Raw genomic sequence first — 24,097 nt, forward strand, 5'->3', positions numbered from 1 at the left:
TCCACCCGCAGTGCGACTGAACGATCTCGACGAACGCATCGTGCACGCCCTCGCCGAGGACGCCCGCCGTTCCTACGCGGACATCGGCTCCGAGGTCGGACTCTCCGCCCCCGCCGTGAAACGCCGCGTGGACCGGCTGCGGGCAGAAGGAGCCATCACCGGCTTCACGGTCCGCGTGGACCCCGCCGCGATGGGCTGGGAGACCGAGGGCTTCATCGAGATCTACTGTCGCCACAACACCTCGCCGGACGACATCCGGCGGGGGTTGGAGCGGTATCCCGAGGTGGTGTCCGCGTCGACCGTCACCGGCGACGCGGACGCCCTCGTCCAGGTCTTCGCCTCCGACATGAGGCACTTCGAGCGCGTCCTGGAGCGCATCGCGGGCGAACCCTTCGTGGAACGCACCAAGTCCGTCCTCGTCCTCTCCCCGCTGCTGCGCCGCTTCACCTCGGGCGCCCCGGCCTGATCCACGGCCCCGCCGGCGGCCCCGTCCCCTCGGCCCGGAGCCTGTCACCGGGCCGTGTCAGGATCGGCGGCATGAAGATCCAGATCCCGCTGCCGGCCCTGCCGCGCACCTCGGTCCTCTACACCGACTGGGCCCGCGCGCACGACCCGGCGGCCGAAGCGGCCGCCGTCGCGCTGCTCGACGAGGCCCTCGGCGGCTTCCACGTCGCCCACCAGAAGCCCGGCCGCTTCCTGGACGGCCTGGAACGGCGCGTACGGAACCTGGACCCCGCCCACCTGCCCTGGTTCTGGGACACCATCGGCCACCGGCTCATCGGCTGGCACCCGCGCTCCGCCGCCCGCGCCTACGCCCTGGCCCGCACCGCCGAACGCACCCACGGGCTCCCCGTCGATCCCGACCACCACCGCGCCAACCTGCTCCTCTTCGCCCGCGCCGGCGCCCTGCCCGCCACCGAGCTCAGCGGCCACCAGGCCTGGCTCGCCGCCACCCTGGACGGCCCCGCCGCGCACGAGGAGTACGTACGGGTCCTCACCGCCTGGGCCGCCTCACCCGCCGCGCTCCCCGCGGACCTGGCCCGCCGCGTCCGGCTCTCCGCCCGCGGCGCCGCGGCGGACCCCGCCGAGGAGGCCCGGGTGCTCGGCCTCGTCCTGGGCGCCGCCCGCGGCAAGGACGTCCCCGACCGGCTGCTCGACGCCGCCCGGGACCTGCTCGCCGCGCACCCCCCGACCGACGACGTCAACGCCCTGCTCCTCGACCTGTTCCCCGAGACCCGCGGCGACGCCTCCGGCTGGCTGCGGCTCCTGCTCGCCTGCGGCGCCGCCGACGCCGCCACCGCCGGACGCGTCACCCCCGAGGGCGGGTTCGCCGCCTGGTTCGGGCAGTTCACCCGCCGCTACTCCCACCGCCCCGCCGGCGGCGGAGGCGTCAGGCGCCAGGCCATGCCCCCCGAACTGTTCGACCTGCTCACCCGCTTCGCCCCCCGGCTGCGCGCCGCCGGCGCCCCCCTGCGCCTCCACGAGGACCGCTACCAGTGGCCCGGCCTGGACGCCGAACTGCTGGACGCCTGCCTCGCCGAGGAGCTCCCCGTCGAGGACCCCGGCGCCGCCGTGGAGCTCGTGTTCCGCGACCCCGGCCCGCGGCGCGACCTCAAGGCCCTCGCCGCCGACCCGGTGTTCGGCCCCCGCCTGGAAGGCACCGTCCACGCCGCACTGCGCGCCGCCGGCACCGCCATCACCCGGCTCCCGCACAACCCCGGCATCACCGCCGAGGTCCACGGCCGCGTCGAGACCCTGCTCACCGCCCTGCGCGGCGGCGGCCTCGCGGCGGCCGACGAAGCCGTGGACGAGCTGCGCACCCTGCTCGACCGGCCCACCGCCCGCGCCCTCGACGGCATCGACGAAGCCCTCGCCGGCCTCGACCTGACCGGCCCCCTCGCCCGCGCCCTGCGCGCCGGACTCCCCGAGGAACACGGCTGGCCCGCCCTGGAGGACGCCGTCCGGGAACTCGGCGGACCCGACGGGGTCACCGGAGTCACCAGCACCTGGCCGCTGCTCACCGTCTACGGCCCCGACCGGGCCGTCACCGTCGACCACGCCGGCCCCCGCCACCGCTGCGCCTTCCGCCTCCCCGACGACGCGACCTCGCACACGGTGCACCACGTGGGCGGACAGTTCCTCATCGCCTGGAGCACCACCCCCCGGGGCGGCTTCGGCGAGCACGCCTGCTGGGCCGACCGCCCCGACGAGGTCTTCGAACCCGAGGACAAGCTCGGCCTGCGCCGCTACGGCGGCATGATCCAGGGCGGCCTCGGCTACCACTTCGCCACCCCCGACGGCACGGGCCGGCACGACGGCACCCGCGTCCTGCGCCCCGGCGACCGGAGCGGGATCGGCTCCGCCGACGTCCAGATGGGCGACGGCCTGCGCGTCTGGGGCTCCGACACCTTCACCGGCTGGAGCGGCTGGGCCCGCCTCGACCCCGTCACCGGCGCCCGGACCGCCGACCGCGTCCCGCCCGCCTTCCATACGGCGACCGCCCCGCCGCCCGGCACCGAACTCTTCGGCGACCTCCAGACCCTCGCCGCCCTGCCCCCGGACGCCCCCGCCTCCCCCCTCGGACAGCACGGCGCCCTCGTCGGGTTCCGCGTCCTCAACCGGACCCCCCACCCGGGTCCCTCCCCCCGGGAGTTCCTCCTCGAAGGCATCGACGGCCGGAGCGCCCACTACCGCACCGCCCGCTTCGGACTCCGCCCCTGGGCGATCGTCCGGATGCCCGAGGGCGGCGAGGACGCCGTGCTCGTCGGTCAGGAAACCGTCCGCGTGCACGCCGCCGAGGACAACTCGCTGCTGTGGCAGGTCCAGGGCTTCCCCGGCTCCGACCGGCGCCGCACCCCCGGCTTCGGCGACGCGGCCGGCCCCGTCCCGCCGCCCGCCTTCTGGCACTTCCTCACCCCGCGCGACGAGGCCTCCTCCAAGGCCCTGCGCACCGTCGAGGACACCGCCGTACGGGCCCTCCTCGAAGCGGCCCTGCGCGACGACCCTGCGCCCGCCCTGCCCGGCCCCCTCGAACCCCGCGTCGCCGAAGGCGTGGCCCGCGCCGCCCGACTCGCCGCCGACGTCCTGCGCCGCCGCCGCGAACTGACCCGGCGCGTGGCCGTGATGCGCGCCGAACCCGCCGTCACACTGCCCGCCGAGATCCCCGACACCGCCCTGACGCCCGCCCTGTACGGACTGCTCGCCGAGCACCGCCGCCACCAGAGGCCCGCGCCCCAGCCGCAGCCCGCACTGCTCACCGCCGTCGCCGCCGACGGCCGCCACCTGCGCGGGGAGATCGACGACGACACCCGCGCCCTCGCCCGACCCGCCGACCCCGACGACTGGGAGGTCCTGGTCGGCGGCATCGGAGCCGTCGCGTGGCGGGCCGCGGCCGAGACCACCCCGGCCGAGGAACGGGAGGCCCTCGCCGCCCTGCTGGCGACGTGGAGCGGCCAGCCCTTCGCCGAAGCGGGCGGCACCTGGCGCACCGGCCGGGCCGACCCGGCCGCCCTGGACGCCCACCGCGCCGCCGGGCACACCCTGGCCTCCGGAGCCGTCCGCAACGGGACGGCCCGGTTCCTCCAGCGGGCCGCCGACCCGGCACCCGAGGGCGCCGAGGACTGCCGGACCTCCACCGTCACCGAGGACGACGCGGCCCGCCTGCCCCGCCTCCTCGAACTCCTCGCCGGCCGCGGCCCGGTCCCCGTCCCGCCCTCGGCGGCGGACACCTTCGTCCGCCTGACCGGCGTACGGGCGGCCGTGGCGGCCCTCGTCCTCGCCGGGTTCCCGGGCCGCGAGGACCACGGCCACCACCTGACCCTGCTCGGCGGAGCCCCGTACAAGGTCAAGAAGCCCCTGATCGAGCAGTACGACGCCCTCTGCCGCCGCCTCGGCGACACCGGGCGGCGGCAGGTCCTCGCGGCGGGCGTGCCCCGGGACCCCGCCGAACTGTGGGAACCGCAGGGGGCCGTCGCGGCCGCCTCCCGGATGGCCGCGGCCTGGACCGGGCTGCTGGGCGCCGAGGAGAACGCCGACGAGGAGCTCGCCGCCGCGCTGGACGCGGAGCTGGGCCTCGGCGACGACTGGGCCCGCAGCCTGCCCGCCGGCCGGGCCCCCGCCGCCGAGCCCTTCGGCGAGGCCGGTTACGTCCTGGTCGGCGACCGCATCGGCGGCCTCGGCCTGCACCACGCCGGCCCCGACGGCGCGGCCGGCAGGGAGGTACGGCCCGGCGAACCGGCCCACCGCACGGCCGCCTCCGTCATCACCTGGGCCCTGACGGAACGCCCCGTCGGGGACCCGGCCGCCAAGGGCGCGCTCGCCCTGTACGAGCGGTTGCGCACCCACCTCGACGGCCCCGACGCCCTCGTCCCCCTGGGCCGCTTCGAGGACCTGGCCCGGACGGCCGCCGCCGACCCGCTCTTCACCCCGTACCGCGGCCCGGTGCTGCCGTGCCCGCACCCGCTCGGGGAGAACGTCACCGAGGTCTCCACGGCCGTCGACGACGGGCTGTTCGTGGTCGCCGTGCCCGCCGGAAACACCTTCCTCCGGCCCCTGTCCCTCACCCGGCCGGAAGGGCTGGAGCGGGCGGAACGGCTGGCCGCCGGCGTGGACCGGCCCTGGCTGCTCACGGATCTGCGGGCGCTGCGCGAGCTGCTCGACGGACTCGCCCGGCTCGTCGACCGGGCGGCCACCACGCCCGTACCGCCGGGCGGCTACGAGAACGATCCGGCGCTCAGCGCTCCCGATCCGGTCGCGCGGGCGGCGCGGACACTCGGCGTCGGCGCGGACGCCGCGGCCCTGTATCTCCAGTTGCTGACTCTCGCCCGACCCACCGACCGCAACGTCCGCCGCTGGAACGGCTGGACGGCGGCCCGGCACAAGGCCGCGCAGGCGGAGCTGTTGGCGACGGGGGCGGTGGAGGCGGCCAAGCGGGCCCGAGCGGGCCGCACGGTGTTCCCGCCGGGGCAGTGGACGGATCTCAAGGCCCCGCACATTCCGTTGGAGAGCGCCAAACTGGCGGACCACCGGGTCTCGGCCTCACTGAAGGTCCTGCACGCCCCACTGCTGCGGTTGTTGCCGCCGGGGCCGGTGCACGAGCTGTTCGCCCGCGCGTGGGACCGGGCACACCCGTAGGTCGCACGGATCGCGCAACCCGCACGAGCCGCAGGGACCATAGGGGCCGCAGGTCTCACAGGCCTCACAGGTATCCCAGGGGCCATACGGTTGACACGGTTCACACGTTTCACACGAGGGAGGGGCGGGCGGGGCGGCCGAGCAGGGCGCGGCGCTCCTCCTCCGTCAGTCCGCCCCACACCCCGAACGGTTCGCGCGTCTGCAGCGCGTGCTCCAGGCAGGCGGCCCGCACCGGGCAGGTCCCGCAGATCCGCTTGGCGGCCTCGTCCCGCTCCTCGCGCTCCTCGCCCCGCTCGCCCGCGGGATGGAAGAAGGGGGCGGACCCCAGCTCCCGACAGGCGGCGCGGGACTGCCAGTCCCAGTTCTGGTGCGGGGTTCCGGGCAGCTGCTGGACGTCGTTCATGGCGGGGTTTCCTTTCCGTGGGTTGTCCTTGCGCGTGTGACCACTCGCAACCCACTGAAACCCGCTGCCGGGACGCCGGTCGATCGACCCGGCGGGAGAAGCGACCGCGGCGCCCGTCGGAGCGCGGGGCGGACCCGCTTATCGGTCCGGCCCGTTCGTGCGGCAGGAGTACGGGAGCGGGGCGGGCGGACGAACGGCCTCTGATCTGCTGGGTGTTCACCGCCCCGGCCGCTCGTCCGCCGCCCACGCTCCCGTTCCGTCGACGCTATGTCAGGGCGTCGCGACACTCAATGAAGGCCGTGTTAAGGCTTCGTTTCCGGCCCGCTGGGGTCGGGGGAGCCCGGAGTGCGCAGCCCGATGAAGACCGGCTCGCGGCGCAGGACGAACCCCATCGACCGGTAGAGCCGCACGGCGCCGGCGTTCGCCGCGGCCGCGTGCAGGAAGGGGCTGTCCCCGCGCTCCCGCACGACGGCCGCGACCGCCCGGACCAGGCGCCCCGCCAGGCCCCTGCCGCGGTGCTCGGGGTGGGTGCACACCGCGCTGATCTCCGCCCAGCCGGGCGGCCGCATGCGTTCACCCGCCATGGCCACGAGCCGGCCCTCGTGCCGGATCCCGAGGTACGCGCCCAGTTCCACGGTGCGCGGCAGGAACGGCCCCGGCTCGGTCAGCCGGACCAGCTCCAGCATCTCCGGGACGTCGGCGGGTCCGAGCCGGACCGCCTCGGGCGCGGCCTCGGCGGGCACCGCCCGGCCGTCCAGCTGTACGCCGGGTATGGACGCGACGGTCTCCCAACCGGGCGGCGGGGTCGGCAGCCCGGTCAGCCACACGACCTCGCCGGGACCGGCCAGCTCGGCCAGGGCCGCCCAGGAACGCGGGTCGTCCGGGTCCGAGAGCGCCGAGAACGGGTTCGCTTCCGGGAGGTAGCGGGCGGCGAGGCCGCCGGTCGCGCCGGTCGGGTCGGAGCCGGCGAACTGGGCGAAGGGGCGGTGCGTTCCGGTCAGGGCCGTCCAGACCGGATTGTCCAGCGGAGAGGGGGAGTTGTCGGTGGGCATGGTGCGCGGGGATCCTTCCGTCGGAGCGGGGCCGCTGCGTCCGCCTTCTTGACGGCCCCCGCACGACGCCAGGAGACTGCGGGGGACGGCCGTTGCCGTCAGCGCCCGCCACGGGCAGGTTATGCCCGGGCCCCGAGGAGCAGGTGACATGCGAGCGGTGGAGACGACCGGCACACCCGGCGCGGGGGCACGGACCCTGCGGCGCTGGTGGCTGACCCGGCGCCTCCACATCGACCTGCTGCGCGTCTGCAGTTCCTTCGCCGCACCGCGTCGCTGACCGACCACACCCCCTGCCGGCTCCCGCCGGTTTCCCGGGCCGCACCCGCCTTCCGGCGTGCGCCGGGTCCCACGGGCTGCCCGCACCCGGGGTGAGGCCGCTCCGGGGCCGCCCACCGGCGCGCCCGCCGACCTGCCACCGGCCCGCCCTCCCGTACCGGCGACCCCGGGCCTGTCGCCCTGACCTTCCGGCCCCACCGCTGCTGCCCGCGCCCGCCTGCCCGCGCCCCCACCTCCGTCCGTCCCGCCCACCCGCGCCCACCCGTCCCCGTCCGTCCTGCCCGTCCAGGTCCCCGCCCCGCCCGTCCCCGCCCCGTACCGGCAGTCGCGTTCGCGCGGCGTCGGGACCGGGCCACGTGCGCGGCGGCCACCGGCCGCCCGACCCGTCCCTCCCCGGCCAGGGGAAGGGCAACAGGAGATGTCGTCATGGTTCCGATGCTCATGCCCCGCACCGCCCCCGTGCCGGCCCCGCGCGGTCGGATCGGCGCCGGGTTCTCCCCGGCCCCGCACCGCTACCACCTGTACCTCTCCACCGGCTGTCCCCGCTCGCTGCGCGTGCGGACCGCCCTCGCCCTGCTGGGCCTGACCGGCTGCGTCGGCACCACCCTGCTCGGCCCGCCCGCCACCCACGCCGCCCTGCGCCGGGCCTACGAGGCCGCCGGGCACCACTACGACGGCGCCCTCGCCGTGCCCGCCCTGTGCGACACCTGGAGCGGCCGCGTCGTCAGCAACCACACCCCCGACATCCTCGACGACCTCGCCGTCCGGCTCGCCGGCCGCCCAGACCTGAGCCCGCCCGTTCCCGCCCGGCACGCCGCTGCCGTCGGGGCCCTCCTCGACGGGGACGCGCCGCACGCCGAGCGGTCCGCCGCCCTGGACCTCCTGGACCGCCGGCTCGCCCTGCACCCGTACGCCCTGGGGGACCGGCCGACCCTCGCCGACGTGGACCTGTGGGTAGCCCTCATCGACCCGACCGTCCTGCCCGCCGCGGGGCCGCACGCCCGGTCCTACGTACGTCGGCTGCGGGCCCACCCGGCCTTCGGCGCGGCCGCCTGACCGGGGGGTTCGGGGACCCCCGAACCCCCCGGGGAGGGGGCCGCGCAACGAATCGCCGTACGGGCCGCCGAACGCGCAACGAATCGATGCGCCCAGCGCAACGGTGACGGCTTGTCGCGATCGAACGCGCGAACGTACCGTGTTACGACCCCACCCCACCTGTCACAGAGGTACGCCCATGCCCCCGCTGCGCACCGCCCTCCTCCAGAGCTCCGGACGGCTCGGCGACACCGCCGAGAACCTCAAGCAGCTCGACGAGGCCGCGGCGCGCGCCGCACAGGGCGGGGCCGGGCTCCTCGTGACCTCGGAGATGTTCCTGACCGGCTACGCGCTGGACCTCCAGGACATCCCCGGTCTCGCCGAACCGGCCGACGGCCCGTCCGCCGTCGCCGTCGGCGAGATCGCCCGCCGGCACGGACTGGCCGTCCTGTACGCCTACCCGGAGCTGGCGGCCGACGGGGCGGTCTTCAACGCGGCGCAGCTCATCGGCCCCGACGGGACGGCGCTCGCGAACTACCGCAAGACCCACCTCTTCGGCGGCTTCGAACAGGACGCCTTCACCCCCGGCGACACCCCCGTCGTCCAGGCGGACCTGGGCGGCCTCCGCGTCGGCATCATGATCTGCTACGACGTGGAGTTCCCGGAGAACGTCCGGGCGCACGCGCTCGCCGGAACCGACCTCCTCCTGGTTCCGACCGCGCAGATGCACCCGTTCCAGTTCGTCGCCGAACAGCTGGTCCCCGTCCGGGCCTTCGAGAACCAGATGTACATCGCGTACGTCAACCGGACGGGCCCCGAGGGCGAGTTCGAGTTCGTCGGCCTCAGCTGCCTCGCCGGCCCCGACGGAGTCACCCGCACCCGGGCCGGCCGCGCCGAGGAGCTCGCGTTCGCGGAGGTCGACGCCGAGCTGCTGGCCGCCTCGCGCGAGACCAACCCGTACCTGCGCGACCGCCGTCCGGGGCTCTACGCCTCCCTCGTCTGACCGTCGACACCCCTGACGCCCCCCTTCCTTCCCGCCCTGCCTGCTCTGCCCGCAAGGAGACGTACCCCCATGACGTCCACGGTGCCCACCACCGCCGTCCCGCACAGCGACGGTCAGCCCCCGATCACCATGTTCGGGCCGGACTTCCCGTACGCCTACGACGACTTCCTCGCCCACCCGGCGGGCCTGGGCCAGATACCGGCGACGGAGTTCGGCACCGAGGTCGCCGTCATCGGCGGCGGGCTGTCCGGCATCATCTCGGCCTACGAGCTGATGAAGATGGGCCTCAAGCCCGTCGTGTACGAGGCCGACCAGATCGGCGGTCGGCTGCGCACCGTCGGCTTCGAGGGCGCCGGCACCGAGGAACTGACCGCGGAGATGGGCGCCATGCGCTTCCCGCCGTCCTCCACCGCGCTCCAGCACTACATCGACCTCGTCGGCCTCGTCACCGAGCCCTTCCCGAACCCGCTCGCCGAGGCCACCCCCTCGACGGTCGTCGACCTCAAGGGCGAGACCCACTACGCCGAGACCATCGCCGACCTCCCGCAGGTCTACCGCGACGTGGCCGCCGCGTGGAACGCCTGCCTCGACGAGGGCGCCGACTTCTCCGACATGAACACCGCGATGCGCGAGCGGGACGTCCCGCGCATCCGCGAGATCTGGGCGAAGCTCGTCGAGAAGCTCGACGACGAGACCTTCTACGGCTTCCTGTGCAAGTCCGAGGCCTTCCAGTCCTTCCGCAAGCGCGAGATCTTCGGCCAGGTCGGCTTCGGCACCGGCGGCTGGGACACCGACTTCCCGAACTCCATCCTGGAGATCCTCCGCGTCGTCTACACCGAGGCCGACGACCACCACCGCGGCATCGTCGGCGGCTCGCAGCAGCTCCCGCTGCGCCTGTGGGAGCGCGAGCCCGAGAAGATCGTCCACTGGGCCCAGGGCACCTCGCTGTCCACGCTGCACGACGGCACCCCGCGCCCGGCGGTCACCCGCCTGCACCGCACCGCGGGCAACCGCATCACGGTCACGGACGCGTCCGGCGACATCCGCACCTACCGCGCCGCGATCTTCACGGCCCAGTCCTGGATGCTGCTCTCCAAGATCGCCTGTGACGACACGCTGTTCCCGATCGACCACTGGACGGCGATCGAGCGCACCCACTACATGGAGTCCAGCAAGCTCTTCATCCCGGTCGACCGCCCCTTCTGGCTCGACAAGGCCGTCGACGACGCCGGGAACCCGACCGGTCGCGACGTCATGTCGATGACCCTGACGGACCGCATGACCCGCGGCACCTACCTGCTGGACAACGGCCCGGACAAGCCCGCCGTCATCTGCCTCTCGTACACCTGGTGCGACGACAGCCTGAAGTGGCTGCCGCTGTCCGCGAACGAGCGGATGGAGGTCATGCTGAAGTCCCTCGGCGAGATCTACCCCAAGGTCGACATCCGCCGCCACATCATCGGCAACCCGGTGACCGTGTCCTGGGAGAACGAGCCCTACTTCATGGGCGCGTTCAAGGCCAACCTCCCGGGCCACTACCGCTACCAGCGGCGCCTGTTCACCCACTTCATGCAGGACCGCCTCCCCGAGGACAAGCGCGGCATCTTCCTCGCGGGCGACGACATCTCCTGGACGGCCGGCTGGGCCGAGGGCGCCGTCCAGACCGCCCTCAACGCGGTGTGGGGCGTCATGCACCACCTCGGCGGCTCCACCGACAACACCAACCCGGGCCCGGGCGACGTCTACGACGAGATCTCCCCGGTCGAACTCCCGGAGGACTGACCCCCCGGCACCACCCACGACATCGGGCCGCCCCCACGCGAACAGCGCGTGGGGGCGGACCGATGTCGTGCTCAGTCCTGGGGCGGGGTGGATTCTTCGATGCCCGCGAGGATCGTCCGCGACAGCCCCAGCGCGAATTCGATGTCCTTGCGCTTGAACCTTGAGGGGTCCAGCGCGTAGGTCTCCCGGCCCCGCTCGGAGGTGAACCGGTCTTCGGGGATCCGGTCGGCGCCCTCCGGCAGGAACTTGGCGACCTCTTCGAGCGCGGCGAGCGCGTACGCGGTGCCAGGCCGCAGCTCGTGGTGCGTGTCGCGAGGGGTGTTCAGGAGCCGCAGACCGGATTCCTCCGCGACCTCGTCGTGGACCCACAGGAACTCGCCCGGGTCGATGATCTGCGAGGGCTCGGGTCCGCCGAAGGAGGGCGGGGGGACGGGCCGGTCGTCGTTCATCGTGAACGCGTACGAGCGCGTACGGCCGCATTGCGGGCAGGTGCCCTCGTAGACGCTGACGAGGACGCCCTCCCGGTCCTCCAACCGGTGCTCCCGATCGAACGCTGTCGCGCCGCACACACAGGCACGCAGGTCCATGTAGAGGTGCGCTTCCTGCGACGAACGGGCGATCAACATGCCATGATCATAAGGCTTTCGGGGCGTCAAGTGGGGGACTGCCCGAGGGGCCCGGGGCGGCCGTGGCCCCGTACGCGGCGGTCGCCGAACGGGCCGGAGCCGCCGCGGCGGCGGCCGTCTCCTCGGGGCGCTTCGCACCCGAGGACGTCAGGGCCCTGCACGCCGTGGCGCAGCGGGCCCGGGCCTGTCGACCTGATCGGCACCCGGCCCGCCCGGCCCGCCGCTCATCGCGGCGGCGCCCGCGTGACCCGGCAGGGGGCCTTCGGCCGTCGGTCATCGGAGGGCGGGGGCCCACGGGGTGCGGTGGGGGGTCGTGGCCGTCGGGGTGAGGAGGCAGCGGCCCACCAGGCCGACGCCCGCGTCCAGGGACGCGCGGAACTCCTCGGCCAGGTCCGGTGCGCGGCGCAGCGTCCACAGCAGCCGGGCGGCCGACCAGGCGCCGTCGCGGGCGCGTTCCAGGCTCCAGGAGCCGAGCAGGTGCGTCAGCGGATCGGCGACCTCCAGCAGGTCGGGGCCGGGCATCAGGTCCTCCCGGATCTGCTCCTCCAGGGCCACCAGGGTGTCCCCGACCCGGTCGAAGTCGGCCTCCAGGGCGGCCGGCGCGCAGTCCAGTGCCCGGCACGTCGACACCACCGCCAGCGCCAGGTCGTGGCCGATGTGCGCGTTGATCCCGGCCAGCGCGTGCTGGAGCGGCCGCACCCCCGGGTGGCGGCGGTACTGGAGCAGTGGCCGCCAGCAGGCCGGCGCCCGGTCGGCCTCCACCGCCCTCAGGTAGTGCTCGGCGAACCGTACGCTCAGGGTCCGTGCGGTCCGGGGCGCGGGGAACTCCCCGCGTTCGATGCGGTGGTGCAGGGTCTGCGTCACCGTCAGGTACACCCGGTTGAAGACGGCGACGCCGTCCTGCGCGGGGAGCCGCTCGTCGAGGGCGCGCATCCGCGCGAGTACCGCTTCCATGGGGGCAGCGTCGCAGCCCGGGCGGGCCGTGCGGGGAACTTGGCCGTGGGCTTCCCCGGTTCGGGCGAAACTCCGTCAACCCCGCTTGTCGCCGGAGTCGTCGGCGGCGCCGGCGGAGCCCTCGTCGTACGCCGAGGTGCCCGAGTCCAGCAGTGGTTCCTGTGCCTTCAGGTGGGCCGGGGCGAAGTAGCGCAGCGTGTGGTAGCCGGTGATCACCACGATGGTGCCGAGGGCGATGCCACCCAGCTCGAAGCTGTCGGTGATCTGCAACTTGACCCCGCCCACACCGATGATGATGCCCGCGGCGGCCGGCACCAGGTTCAGCGGATTGCGCAGGTCGACGCGGCCGTTGAGCCAGATCTGGGCGCCGAGCAGGCCGATCATGCCGTAGAGGATCACGGTGATGCCGCCCAGCACCCCGCCCGGGATCGCGGCGACGACCGCGCCGAACTTGGGGCACAGGCCGAAGAGCAGCGCGAACCCGGCCGCCGCCCAGTAGGCCGCGGTGGAGTAGACGCGGGTGGCGGCCATCACCCCGATGTTCTCGGAGTAGGTGGTGTTGGGCGGGCCGCCGACCGCCGTGGAGAGCATCGACGCGGCGCCGTCCGCCGCGATGGCGGTGCCGAGCTTGTCGTCGAGCGGGTCCCCGGTCATCTCGCCGACGGCCTTGATGTGCCCGGCGTTCTCGGCGATCAGCGCGATCACGACCGGCAGCGCGATCAGGATCGCCGACCACTCGAAGGCCGGCGCGTGGAAGGACGGCAGCCCGATCCACTCGGCCTTGCCGACGCCGGTCAGGTCGAGGCGCCAGTGGTCGACGGCCTCCGGCCCGCCCATTGGAGAGTGGATCCGGCCGAAGACCAGGTCGAAGATCCAGGAGATCGCGTACCCGAAGAGCAGCCCGAGGAAGATCGCGATGCGCGACCAGAACCCGCGCAGGCACACCACCGCGAGGCCGGTGAACAGCATGGTCAGCAGTGCCGTCCACTGGTCCTGCGGCCAGTACGTCGCGGCCGTCACCGGCGCCAGGTTGAAGCCGATCAGCATCACGACCGCGCCCGTCACCACCGGCGGCATGGCCGCGTGGATGATCCGCGCGCCGAACCGCTGGACGGCCAGGCCCGCCAGGAACAGGGCTGCGCCGACCACGAACACCGCGCCGGTGACGACGGCGCTGTCCCCACCGCCCGCCCGGATGGCCGCCGCGACGCCCACGAAGGACAGCGAGCAGCCCAGGTAGGAGGGGACCCGGCCGCGCGTCGCGAGCATGAAGATGGCCGTCGCGACACCGGACATCATGATGGCCAGATTGGGATCCAGGCCCATCAGGACCGGGGCGACGAAGCTCGCGCCGAACATCGCGACGACGTGCTGGGCCCCGAGCCCGGCGGTGCGCGGCCACGACAGCCGCTCGTCCGGCCGTACCACCGCGCCGGGGGCGGGGGTCCGCCCGTCTCCGTGCAGGGTCCAGCGCACGCCGAAGCCCATGTTCCACCACTTCCGTTCCCGCAGCCCGTCTAGCATCCTGGCGGTCCGCCGCTCGCTCACCGCGGCGCGCCAGCCGCCATGTTACGGGCCGATAGGTGCTGGTTCGTCCCGATTGATGGGATCGGTCGAGCCCGCCGCCTGCTTCGGCCGCAGCACGGCGGCCCCCAGAACCAGCGCGAACGCCAGCACCGTGACCAGCCCGAACGACACCACCAGCGAGGTCGCGTCGGCGACCGCGCCGATCGCCGACGGCGCGATCAACCCCGAGGTGTAGGTGATCGTGGCGACGCCCGCGATGGCCTGGGCCGGGGCCGGCCCGCTGCGGCCCGCCGCCGCGAAGGCCAGCGGAACCACCACCGCGATGCCGAGCCCGATCAGCGCGAAGCCCGCCAGGGCCCCCGCCGGATGCCGGACCGCGACCACCAGCACGCCGCCCAGGGTGGCCAGTACGCCCCCCGCCCGTACGGTGCGCACCGCCCCGAACCGGTCCACGACCCGGTCCCCGACGAGCCGCGCCACGGCCATGGTCAGCGCGAAGGCGGTGGTGGAGGCGGCGGCCAGGCCCGCGTCCGTGTGCAGCACGTCCCGCAGGTACACCGCCGACCAGTCCAGGCTCGCCCCCTCGGCGAAGACCGCGCAGAAGCCGATGGCGCCGATCAGCAGGGCCGACCTCGGCGGCAGCGTGAAGTGCGGCGGCGCCTGCGCCTCCTGATCGCCCTTCAGGTCCAGCACGCCCCGCACGGCGACCAACCCGACCGCGGTCAGGGCGAGCGCGACCACCGCGTGGTGCAGCCGGGCATCGGCCCCCAGGTGCGCGGCGACCGTACCGGCGGCCGAACCGAGCAGCGCGCCCACGCTCCACATGCCGTGCAGCGAGGACATGATCGAGCGGCCGAGCCGGTTCTCGGTCTCCACGCCGAGCGCGTTCATCGCCACGTCCGACATGCCCGCGGTGGCCCCGTACACGAAGAGCGCCGCGCAGAGGGTGACCAGGTTCGGCGCGAGGGCGGGCAGGATCAGGGACAGGGTCCACAGGCAGAGCAGCCCGCGCAGCGCGGAGCGCGCGCCGAAGCGGTGGTTGATCCGCCCGGCCAGCGGCATCGCGAGCGCCGCGCCGAGGGCGGGGAAGGCGAGGGCGAGGCCCAGGGTGCCCGAGCCGAGCTGGGCGTGGTCCTGGATCCACGGGATGCGGGTGGCGAAGGAGCCGGTCACGGCGCCGTGCGTGCAGAAGACGGCGGCGATCGCGAAGCGGGCGTGGCGCAGTCGCGCCGGGCTGAGGTCGGTGTCCCCGGTCATGGACGTAAACTATCAGGGACCCTTCCTGATGGTTAGTGCCGTGAACCTCCCTAAGATGGGCGCCGTGACCCCTGCCAAGGTGCTGACGACCGCCGCCGCCCCGTCCCCCGCCTCGCCGAGCACGGCCCGGGCCATGAACGACCGGCTCGCGCTGGAACTCCTCCAGGCCGAGGGGCCGCTGACGGCGGCCCAGCTCAAGCAGCTGACCGGGCTGTCCCGTCCTTCCGTCGCCGACCTCGTCGAGCGGCTCGCCGGCGCGGGGCTCATCGAGGTCGTGGGGGAGTCGGGCGAACAGCGCCGCGGCCCCAACGCCCGCCTGTACGGGATCGTCGCCCGCCGGGCCCACCTGGCCGCGCTGGACGTACGGACGGACAGCGCGACGGCGGTGGTCACCGACCTGCTCGGCCGGCCCCTGGCCCGGGCGGCGCTGCCCGTCGACGCCGTCGAGGAGGCGGTGGCGCGGCTGGAGGCACTGACCCGCGAGGCGGGCGCCGAGCGGCTGCACACCGTCGTCGTCGGCGCGCCGGGCCTGGTGGCCCCGGCCAGCGGCGAGCTCGGCGACACCATCGGGCTGCCGTCCTGGCACCGGGACCTGGTGACGGCCCTCCAACGGCGGCTGCCGGCCAAGGTGGTGGTGGAGAACGAGACCAACCTGGCGGCCTTGGCGGAACAGCGCGTCGGCGCCGCCCGCGACCTGGACTCCTTCGTCCTGCTGTGGCTCGGCGCCGGGGTGGGCGCCGCCGTCGTCCTGGACGGCCGGCTGCGCCGGGGCGCCTCCGGCGGGGCCGGCGAGATCGGCTTCCTCCCGGTCCCCGGCACCGCCGGGCTGCCCTCCGCGGGCGACTGCGGCGACGGCTTCCACGCCTTGGCGGGGCGTGCGGCGGTGACGGCCCTCGCGGTGGAACACGGCTTCCGCGGACCGGTGGAGGAGGCCGTCGCCGGGGCGGCGGGGGACGCCTTCCTCGACGCCCTCGCCGAACGGCTCGCGCTCGGGGCTGCGGCCGTCGCGGCGATCCTCGACCCGGGCTGCGTGGTGCTCGGCGGTGAGCTCGGCCGGGCGGGCGGCGCCGCCCTCGCCGCCCGGGTCGAGCGCCGCCTCACCACGCTGACCCCCGTCCCGACGACGGTCCGCGCCACCGCCCTCGGCGGCCCGGCCGTCATGGAGGGCGCCCTCCTGGCCGCCCGCGAAGCCGCCCAGACGATCCTCTTCGGCACCTGACGGGTCGCGGCGCGTGTCCCCGCCGCACTCCCGCCCCGGCTTCCGTCCCGCCCTGCGCCCCGGCGCCCACGCCCGCCCGCCCCCCGCTCAGCCCCGCACGCCCCGCAGGTACTCCGCGAAGGTGGTTCGGCCCACCGCGTGCGACGGGGCCAGGTTGCCGCCGGCGCGGAACGCCGCGTACGTCTTCCCGGCGAGCGGGACCGCGACCACCCGGCGCCGCCTGCCGGTCGCCGCGAGGCGGGCGCGGCCCAGCTCGGGCAGGCCGCGCACCTCGGGGCCGCCCATGTCCGGGACCCGGCCCGCCGGGCGGGGGACCGCCAGCTCCGCGAGCCGGTCCGCGACCTCGGCCGCGGCGATCGGCTGGACCCGTACGCCCTTCGGCAGCAGGGCCACCGGCAGTTTCGCCGCCGCGTCCACCAGCTGCGCCACCAGGTCGTGGAACTGGGTGGTCCGCAGGATCGTGATCCCGAGCCCGGAGGCTTCCAGCAGCCGTTCCACCGCCAGCTTCGAGCGGTAGTACCCGAGCGGCACCACGTCCACCCCGACGATCGAGACGTACACGAGGTTGGTGACGCCGCCCGCGCGCCCGGCCGCCGCGACCAGGTGCCGGGCGGCCGTCTCGTCGCCCCCGCGCGGGCTGCTCGCGCAGTGGACGACCACGTCGACGCCGGCCATCGCCGCGTCCAGTCCCTTGCCGTCCCGCAGGTCGACCGGGTGGTCCTGCGCGTGCCGGCTCAGTACCCGGACCTCGTGGCCCCGGTCCCGCAGCCGCTCGACGACGAGGGCTCCGAGGTTCCCGGTGCCACCGGTGACGAGGATCGTGCTCATGGCGTGTCCGTCCTTTCCACGGGGGTGCGTACACCAGTGGGACAGAACGGGCCCGCGAAACGTGACAGCCCCGCGGCGGACATCCGAAAACCCGCGGCGGAATCCGAAGAAGGTGCCCCGCACGCACGAGGACCCGGTGGCCGCCGGGCCACCGGGTCTCATGCTCGGCGTTCAGTGGTGCTCAGGCACCGGGTGTCAGCAGGCGCCCTGGTCCTTCCAGACGCCCCACTCGCCGGTGGTGCCGGGAGCCTCGTTCTGCGTCCACCACTGGGCCTTCCAGTTGCGGCCGTTGTGCGAGACGACGTTGCCGGTGTTGTACACCTGGCCGGCCACGTACGCCGGGTTGGTGCACGTGCCGCCCGGCGGGGTCGTCGGAGGCGTGGTCGGCGGGGTCGTCGGCGGCGTGGTGGGCGGGGTGGTCGGGGGAGTGGTCGGCGGCTGCGTGCCGCCCGGCTCCACGACCGTGGTGCCGCGCGCCAGGTCACCGGCGAAGGCGTACGTCGTACCGGAGATGTTCACCGTCCAGTTGGACGGGGTGGACACCGGCAGGTAGTAGTTGAAGGCCAGGTCGACCGAGGCGCCCGGGGCGAGCGACTGCCACGCCGGGAGCTTCAGCGAGACCCGGTGGAAGTCGCCCTTCAGACCGCCCACGTTGCTGCCGGTGTGGTCGCTCTTGATCACCTTGGTGCCGAAGCCCGACTGGTCCGAGGCGTTGCTCGGGGCCGAGGTCGAGTAGTCGAACTGGAACTCGGTGCCGCCCGGCAGCGCCGACTTCGTGTTGTTGGTGATCTTGACCTTCGGGGTGAGCGGGTAGTTGGAGTCGCCGAGCTTGAACTCGGTGAACTCCGCCTTCACGTCCACGGCCTGGGTCGGCAGCGCGGTGTTGGACTTCTTCGCGCCGTACGGGGTGGCCGCCTTGAACTTGTCGTACATCAGCGTGGTGAGCGTGTCACCGATCTCGTACTGGCCCTTGGCGGCGTTCCAGCCGTAGTCGCCCGCCATCTCCCACACCATGGTGCCGCCGATGCCGCGGTTGACCACGTAGTCCGCCTTCGCGGCGACCGACTGCTCGTCCTCGGTGGAGAGGAAGACCTTCTTCTGCGCGTTCCACAGCCACGGCGCGACCAGCGTCGAGTCGTACTTGCGGACGTAGGTGCCGGTCAGCGTCGTGTTCGCCGGGAATCCGTACTTGGTGACGTAGTCGCCGACGATCCCCTTCTCCAGGTTCTTGGCGTGCCACATCGGGTTGGAGCCCGCCGGGGACTCGACCCCGTTGGTGTCCTTGTCGTGCCACAGGTTGTCGATGCCGGTCGCGCCGTCACCGCACTTGGTCAGACCCGCGCCGGCCGGGCAGGTGGTCGCGGAGGCCTTGCCCCACAGCCCGTCGGTGCCGCCCTGGACGTTCTTGTGGCCGCGGGTGTAGTACGGCAGGCCGATGTTGATGCGGCCGGCCGGCATCGAGCCGCGGAAGTAGTGGTAGGCCCAGTCGGTGTTGAGGTAGCCGATGCCGCCGTACTGAGAGCTGCCGTAGACGTTCGCGGCGGCCAGCTCGGCGTCCTTGCCGTCGTCGAACAGCGAGGCGTTCGGGCCGACGTACTCGTTCCACGCACCGTGCAGGTCGTAGGACATGATGTTGACGTAGTCCAGATACTTCTGCATCTGGAAGGTCTCCATGCCCCGCAGCAGGTAGCCGGAGGAGGGGGCGGCGACGGTCAGTATGTAGTGCTTGCCGTCGGTGGCGCCGGCCCGGTCGAGCTTCTCGCGCAGGCTCTTCATCAGGGCGTCGTAGCCCTTGACCAGGCCCGCGCGGCGGGCGTTGGCGAGCTGCCAGTCGAGCGGGTTGCCCGCGTCCTTCATCGTGGTCGGGTACTCGTAGTCGATGTCGACGCCGTTGAACCCGTACTTGCGGATGAAGTCGACGGAGGAGTTCGCGAAGGTGTCGATGCCGGCCTGGTTCACCGAGCCGTCGGCGTTGGTGGCCATCGAGTAGAAGCCGCCGGAGTTGACCCGGTTGCCGTCGTCCCCGAAGTAGCCGCCGGTCTCGGCCCAACCACCCACCGAAATCAGCGTCTTGACGTTCGGGTACTGCTTCTTGAACTTCGTCAGCTGGTTGAAGTGGCCCTTGTAGGGGAGCGACGGGTCCATTTCCGCACCCGCGACGCCCGGCCAGGTCATCCCGGTGGCCGCGTTGTTCGCGTTGTCCGCGCCGACGGAGATCTTGTTGTCGGAACCGACGTGCGCGAAGGCGTAGTTGATGTGCGTGATCTTCGACCACGGGATGTTGTTGGCGAGGTAGGCGGGGGTGCCGTCCTTGCCGGTGCGCCAGCCGGTGAAGTAGCCGATGACGCGCCGCTGGTGGTCGGCGCCCATCTTCTCGCGGCCTTCGGAGTCGTAGACCGAGCAGTACGGAACGTCGACCCCGGGGGTCTTGTACAGCCCGTCGGGGCGACAGCTCTCGTTGTCGGCGGCGTGCGAGACGCCTGCGGAGAGCCCGCCGACCAGCAGGCCGGCGATGACGGCACCGGATGCCAGCAGCATCGCTCTCGTACGAGTGGGGGACAGCATTGTGCCTCCTGGGGAGGGGAGGATGGCAGGACACAACGTGCAGCAACAAGCAGAAAAATGGCGCTGGTTGGCCTGAGACGTGCGCACGTCGGCAGGGCCGGCTCCCGGGGAAGATGAAGGGAACGTTAAGAGGACTAGACCAACCCGTCAATAGGTCTGGACCAACGGCCGCTCGGGAGTGCCGGTCCGGCGCGTGCGGGACGCGTGCGCCGCGCCGGCGGGGCACGGTCACGCCGCCGGCGACGCGTGCGCCCCGGCGCCGCCGGATGGCTTACAGGTCGCGCGCCGCCACCGCTCGAGAACGGCTTGTTTGTGACCCAGGCCACAGCGATTCACTCGCATGGCCGCCGATCACCCGTGGCAGACTGGCCCTAGTACCAGTAGCAGCGCACTCCGGGGTCGGTGCAATTCCGAACCGGCGGTTATAGTCCGCGACCCGTCCGCAGCCAGCGGCCGGTTGACCAGGTGAAATTCCTGGACCGACGGTTAAAGTCCGGATGGGAGGCAGTGCGCGGCGGGCCAGTCACCGGTACGCCGCCGTCGGCGGTCCAGCAGCGTATCCCCACCGGATACGTCTCGAACGGACCGTGCATCCGGCCCAGGCGTCCCCGCGTGTGCTACCCGCTTCATCTGTCGTATCCCGACAGGCCCCGGAGTCCGTGCCCGATGAGGCAGGAGGACCCGGTGGCGACACACGCCGCGCAGGCAGCACCCGACCCGAGCGTCACCGCCATGCGTCGGGCCATAGGGCTCGCCGCCCGCGGACTCGGCTCCACCAGCCCCAACCCCGTCGTCGGCTGCGTCATCACCGACCCCGCCGGCAACGTCGTCGGCGAGGGCTGGCACCAGCGGGCCGGCGGCCCGCACGCCGAGGTGAACGCCCTGCGCGCCGCGGGCGACGCCGCCCGAGGTGGCACCGCGTACGTCACCCTCGAACCCTGCAACCACACCGGCCGTACGGGTCCCTGCGCCCAGGCCCTCATCGACGCCGGCGTCAGCCGCGTGGTGTACGCCGTCGCCGACCCGAACCCGCAGGCCAGCGGCGGAGGCGCCACCCTGCGCGCCGCCGGGATCGACACCGGGGCCGGGCTCCTCGCGGACGAGGCCGAGGAGGGCAACGCCGCCTGGCTGACCTCCGTACGCCTCGGCCGCCCCCACGTCCTGTGGAAGTACGCGGCCACCCTCGACGGCCGGACCGCGGCCGCCGACGGCACCAGCCGCTGGATCACCTGCGCCGAGTCCCGCGCCGACGTCCACCGGCTGCGCGCCGAGGCCGACGCCGTCGTCGTCGGCGCCGGAACCCTGCGCGCCGACGACCCGCACCTCGCCGTGCGCGGCGTCGAGGGAGCGGTCCAGCCGCTGCGGGTCGTCCTCGACACCCACGCGGGCGTCCGCCCCACCGCACGCGTCCTCGACGACGCCGCCCCGACCCTGATCGCCGTCGGCAAGGACGCCGACACCGACCACCTGCCCGGCGTGGACCTGGTCCGACTGCCCCACGACGAGCGCGGGCTGTCGATCGAGGCCCTGCTCGCCGAACTGCACGGGCGTGGCGTGCGCTCCGTCCTCCTCGAAGGCGGCTCCACCCTGGCGGGCGCCTTCGTCGCCGCCGGCGCCGTCGACAAGGTCGTCGGCTACCTCGCGCCCGTCCTGCTCGGCGCCGGCCCCGCCGCCCTCGCCGACGCCGGGATCACGACCATCACCGAGGCACTCCGGCTCACCCTCACCGGGACGACCCGCCTCGGCACGGACATCCGCATCACCGCCACACCCACACACCCCTCCCGCCCCACCGCCCCCAAGGAGCACTGAGTGTTCACCGGAATCGTCGAAGAACTGGGCGAGGTCACCGCCGTCGAGCCGCTCGCCGAAGCCTCCCGCTTCCGCCTGCGCGGCCCGGTCGTGACCGAGGGCGCCAAGCACGGTGACTCGATCGCCGTCAACGGCGTCTGCCTGACCGTCGTGGAGAGCGCCGACGGCGAGTTCACCGCCGACGTCATGCAGGAGACCCTGAACCGCTCCAGCCTCGGATCCCTCACCCAGGGCTCCCGGGTCAACCTGGAGCGCCCGATGGCCCTCGGCGGGCGCCTGGGCGGCCACCTGGTGCAGGGACACGTGGACGGCACCGGCGAGATCCTCTCCCGCACCCCCTCCGAGCACTGGGAACTCGTCAAGGTCGCCCTCCCGGCGCACCTGGCGCGGTACGTCGTGGAGAAGGGCTCGATCACCGTCGACGGCGTCAGCCTCACCGTCGTCGAGGCCGGCGCCGACCACTTCACCATCAGCCTCATCCCCACCACCCTCGCGCTGACCACCCTGGGCATCAAGCAGCCCGGCGACCGGGTCAACCTGGAGGTCGACGTCCTCGCGAAGTACGTCGAACGCCTCATGGCCGCCGGCGTCGACCCGCTCCACACCGAGGGGGAGCAGCGATGAGCGCCCTGACCTGGCTCAACGCGGAGGCCTTCGAGGTCTTCGGGCAGAAGGTCATCTGGTCCGACATGATCGGCAACCTGATGGGCCTGGCCGCCCTCGCCCTCGGCTGGCGGCGCTCCATATGGACCTGGCCCGCCCAGCTCCTCTCCGGCCTGATCCTCGTCGCCGCCTACGCCTCCGCGCAGCTCGCCGGCGGCATCGGCAAGCAGCTCCTGGTGATCTCCGTGGCGATCTGGGGCTGGCGCGCCTGGCAGCTCGGCCGGCAGAAGGCCCAGGACGGCTCCATCGCCGTGCGCACCGCCACCTGGAAGGAGCGCGGCCTGCTCCTCGCCGGAGCGGCGGCCGGCACCCTCGCCGTCGGCGGCCTGTTCACGCTCGTCCCGTCGCTGTCCTGGAGCCCGTGGGCCGACGCCTACATCTTCGTCGGCACGATCGTCGCGATGGTGGCCCAGGCCCGCGGCCTCGTCGAGTTCTGGTTCGCCTGGCTGCTCGTCGACCTGGTGGGCGTCCCCCTCGCCTTCAACAGCGGCCTGGCGTTCTCCGGCCTCGTCTACGTCGTCTACTTCGCCCTCGTCCTGTGGGGCGCGTACGACTGGTACCAGCGCTCGCGCACCACCCCTGCCCCGGCCCTCGAAGGAGCAACGGCATGACCACCCTCAAGCCCGTGCCGGACGTGCCCGAAGCCGAGCCGCGGGAGACCTTCCGGCTCGACCCCGTCGAGCAGGCCATCCGTGACATCGCCGCCGGTCGGCCGATCGTCGTCGTCGACGACGAGGACCGCGAGAACGAGGGCGACCTCGTCATCGCCGCCGAGAAGGCCACCCCCGAGATCATCGCGTTCATGATGAGCGAGTGCCGCGGCCTGATCTGCGCGCCCATGGAGGGCTCCGAGCTGGACCGGCTGGAACTCCCGCAGATGGTCCAGCACAACACCGAGTCCATGCAGACGGCCTTCACCGTCTCCGTCGACGCGAGCGCCGCCCACGGCGTCAGCACCGGCATCTCCGCGGCCGATCGGGCCACCACGCTGCGCCTGCTGGCCAACGGTGTGAGCGAGCCGTCCGACTTCGTCCGCCCCGGGCACGTCTTCCCGCTGCGCGCCAAGCCCGGCGGCGTGCTGGTCCGCAACGGCCACACCGAGGCCGCCGTCGACCTCGCCCGCCTCGCGGGCCTGCGCCCGGCCGGCGCCATCGTGGAGATCGCCGGCGAGGACGGCGTCATGCTGCGGCTGCCCGAACTGATCCCCTTCGCCCGCAAGCACGGCCTGACGATCATCTCCATCGAGGACCTGATCGCCTACCGCCGCTCCGCCGAGCCCACCGTGCGCCGCGAGGCCGAGGTCAGCCTGCCGACCGCGTTCGGCGCGTTCACCGCGTACGGCTTCCGCTCCACCGTGGACGGCGTCGAGCACGTCGCCCTCGTCCACGGCGACATCGGCGACGGCTCGGACGTCCTGGTCCGCATGCACTCCGAGTGCCTCACCGGCGACATCTTCCAGTCCCAGCGCTGCGACTGCGGACCCCAGCTGCACGCCTCCATGGGCCGCATCCAGGCGGAGGGCCGCGGCGTCGTCGTCTACCTGCGCGGGCACGAGGGCCGCGGCATCGGACTGCTCTCCAAGCTGCGCGCCTACGAACTCCAGGAACGCGGCCGCGACACCCTGGACGCCAACCTGGAACTGGGACTCCCCGCCGACGCCCGCGACTACGGGGCCGGCGCCCAGATCCTCGCCGACCTCGGCGTGCACAGCGTCCGTCTGCTGACCAACAACCCCGACAAGTCCGCCGCGCTGGTCCGGCACGGCATCACGGTCACCGGCCGGGAGCCGATGCCGGTCGAGGCGGGCGAGCACAACCTGCGGTACCTGCGCACCAAGCGGGACCGGATGGGGCACGACCTGCCCTGGCTGGAGGGGGCCGTGGCCACCTCCGCCTGCGGCAACCAGTAACACCGCACACCCCGCACCACACCACGTACACACCGGCACACGAACCATCGAGG

19 protein-coding genes and 1 riboswitch are annotated in these 24,097 nt (G+C 73.7%); of the genes, 11 read left to right on the forward strand and 8 right to left on the reverse strand.

What is annotated here, in order from left to right; all coding sequences use genetic code 11:
- The first annotated feature begins 10 nt into the window (after positions 1 to 10).
- Positions 11 to 466, forward strand: a complete 456-nt coding sequence (locus tag ACFY0I_RS23340) for an Lrp/AsnC family transcriptional regulator (protein ID WP_007262967.1) — start codon at positions 11 to 13, stop codon at positions 464 to 466.
- Positions 467 to 537: 71 nt separating this feature from the next.
- A complete protein-coding gene (locus ACFY0I_RS23345; protein WP_388898970.1) occupies positions 538 to 5,133 on the forward strand; it encodes a hypothetical protein in 4,596 nt (1,531 codons plus the stop codon).
- A gap of 109 nt (positions 5,134 to 5,242) precedes the next feature.
- Here ACFY0I_RS23345 and ACFY0I_RS23350 read toward each other — a convergent pair whose 3' ends face one another.
- Together ACFY0I_RS23350 and ACFY0I_RS23355 are read right to left on the reverse strand one after the other, a co-directional pair.
- The gene (locus tag ACFY0I_RS23350; RefSeq protein WP_388898972.1) at positions 5,243 to 5,536 is read right to left on the reverse strand and encodes a WhiB family transcriptional regulator; all 294 of its coding nucleotides are present in this window, start codon (positions 5,534 to 5,536) and stop codon (positions 5,243 to 5,245) included.
- Between the two features lie 302 nt (positions 5,537 to 5,838).
- On the reverse strand, positions 5,839 to 6,588 hold the full coding sequence (locus tag ACFY0I_RS23355; RefSeq protein ID WP_388898975.1) for a GNAT family N-acetyltransferase: 750 nt from the start codon (positions 6,586 to 6,588) through the stop codon (positions 5,839 to 5,841).
- Between the two features lie 148 nt (positions 6,589 to 6,736).
- Here ACFY0I_RS23355 and ACFY0I_RS23360 point away from each other — a divergent pair, with 148 nt between their 5' ends.
- The 4 genes from ACFY0I_RS23360 to ACFY0I_RS23375 all read left to right on the forward strand — a co-directional run bounded on the left by ACFY0I_RS23360 (position 6,737) and on the right by ACFY0I_RS23375 (position 10,684).
- Positions 6,737 to 6,865 (forward strand): hypothetical protein, encoded by a 129-nt coding sequence (locus ACFY0I_RS23360; protein ID WP_388898978.1) that lies wholly within the window; start codon positions 6,737 to 6,739, stop codon positions 6,863 to 6,865.
- Positions 6,866 to 7,290: 425 nt separating this feature from the next.
- Positions 7,291 to 7,920, forward strand: a complete 630-nt coding sequence (locus tag ACFY0I_RS23365; RefSeq protein WP_388898981.1) for a glutathione S-transferase C-terminal domain-containing protein — start codon at positions 7,291 to 7,293, stop codon at positions 7,918 to 7,920.
- Positions 7,921 to 8,098: 178 nt separating this feature from the next.
- Entirely contained in the window at positions 8,099 to 8,902 is an 804-nt protein-coding gene (locus tag ACFY0I_RS23370) for a carbon-nitrogen hydrolase family protein (RefSeq protein WP_388898984.1), read from the forward strand.
- Between the two features lie 69 nt (positions 8,903 to 8,971).
- The gene (locus ACFY0I_RS23375) at positions 8,972 to 10,684 is read left to right on the forward strand and encodes a flavin monoamine oxidase family protein (protein WP_388898987.1); all 1,713 of its coding nucleotides are present in this window, start codon (positions 8,972 to 8,974) and stop codon (positions 10,682 to 10,684) included.
- Between the two features lie 71 nt (positions 10,685 to 10,755).
- Here ACFY0I_RS23375 and ACFY0I_RS23380 read toward each other — a convergent pair whose 3' ends face one another.
- From ACFY0I_RS23380 to ACFY0I_RS23395, 4 genes are all read right to left on the reverse strand, one after another.
- Complete coding sequence (locus ACFY0I_RS23380) at positions 10,756 to 11,310, reverse strand: hypothetical protein (RefSeq protein ID WP_388898990.1); 555 nt, start codon at positions 11,308 to 11,310, stop codon at positions 10,756 to 10,758.
- A 273-nt stretch (positions 11,311 to 11,583) separates the two neighbouring features.
- Entirely contained in the window at positions 11,584 to 12,264 is a 681-nt protein-coding gene (locus ACFY0I_RS23385) for a DUF5995 family protein (protein WP_388898993.1), read from the reverse strand.
- A 75-nt stretch (positions 12,265 to 12,339) separates the two neighbouring features.
- Entirely contained in the window at positions 12,340 to 13,752 is a 1,413-nt protein-coding gene (locus ACFY0I_RS23390; RefSeq protein WP_388899183.1) for a uracil-xanthine permease family protein, read from the reverse strand.
- A gap of 81 nt (positions 13,753 to 13,833) precedes the next feature.
- A complete protein-coding gene (locus ACFY0I_RS23395) occupies positions 13,834 to 15,048 on the reverse strand; it encodes an MFS transporter (RefSeq protein WP_388898995.1) in 1,215 nt (404 codons plus the stop codon).
- Positions 15,049 to 15,103: 55 nt separating this feature from the next.
- On the opposite strand from ACFY0I_RS23395, the gene ACFY0I_RS23400 reads away from it, so the two are divergent.
- Positions 15,104 to 16,267, forward strand: coding sequence for an ROK family transcriptional regulator (locus tag ACFY0I_RS23400; RefSeq protein ID WP_388899186.1), 1,164 nt, complete (start codon positions 15,104 to 15,106; stop codon positions 16,265 to 16,267).
- Between the two features lie 87 nt (positions 16,268 to 16,354).
- On the opposite strand, the gene ACFY0I_RS23405 is transcribed toward ACFY0I_RS23400, so the two are convergent.
- Entirely contained in the window at positions 16,355 to 17,095 is a 741-nt protein-coding gene (locus tag ACFY0I_RS23405; RefSeq protein WP_388898997.1) for an SDR family oxidoreductase, read from the reverse strand.
- A 195-nt stretch (positions 17,096 to 17,290) separates the two neighbouring features.
- Positions 17,291 to 19,660: a chitinase C-terminal domain-containing protein gene (locus ACFY0I_RS23410; protein WP_388899000.1), complete on the reverse strand. Its 2,370-nt coding sequence runs from the start codon at positions 19,658 to 19,660 to the stop codon at positions 17,291 to 17,293.
- Positions 19,661 to 20,044: 384 nt separating this feature from the next.
- A riboswitch (FMN riboswitch) is annotated at positions 20,045 to 20,175 on the forward strand.
- A 217-nt stretch (positions 20,176 to 20,392) separates the two neighbouring features.
- Between ACFY0I_RS23410 and ribD the strand changes: the two genes are divergently transcribed.
- From ribD to ACFY0I_RS23430, 4 genes are read left to right on the forward strand one after another with little or no spacing between them, the layout of a single operon-like run.
- Positions 20,393 to 21,472 carry a bifunctional diaminohydroxyphosphoribosylaminopyrimidine deaminase/5-amino-6-(5-phosphoribosylamino)uracil reductase RibD gene (ribD, locus tag ACFY0I_RS23415; RefSeq protein WP_388899189.1) on the forward strand — a complete coding sequence of 360 codons (1,080 nt, stop codon included), beginning with the start codon at positions 20,393 to 20,395 and terminating at the stop codon, positions 21,470 to 21,472.
- Positions 21,473 to 22,096 carry a riboflavin synthase gene (locus tag ACFY0I_RS23420; RefSeq protein ID WP_388899004.1) on the forward strand — a complete coding sequence of 208 codons (624 nt, stop codon included), beginning with the start codon at positions 21,473 to 21,475 and terminating at the stop codon, positions 22,094 to 22,096.
- Positions 22,093 to 22,746: a nicotinamide mononucleotide transporter family protein gene (locus tag ACFY0I_RS23425; protein ID WP_362883623.1), complete on the forward strand. Its 654-nt coding sequence runs from the start codon at positions 22,093 to 22,095 to the stop codon at positions 22,744 to 22,746. The genes ACFY0I_RS23420 and ACFY0I_RS23425 overlap by 4 nt, the downstream gene beginning before the upstream one ends.
- A complete protein-coding gene (locus ACFY0I_RS23430) occupies positions 22,743 to 24,044 on the forward strand; it encodes a bifunctional 3,4-dihydroxy-2-butanone-4-phosphate synthase/GTP cyclohydrolase II (RefSeq protein WP_388899009.1) in 1,302 nt (433 codons plus the stop codon). The genes ACFY0I_RS23425 and ACFY0I_RS23430 overlap by 4 nt, the downstream gene beginning before the upstream one ends.
- Positions 24,045 to 24,097: the final 53 nt, after the last annotated feature.

Source organism: Streptomyces sp. NPDC001568, assembly GCF_042893755.1.
Classification (GTDB): domain Bacteria; phylum Actinomycetota; class Actinomycetes; order Streptomycetales; family Streptomycetaceae; genus Streptomyces.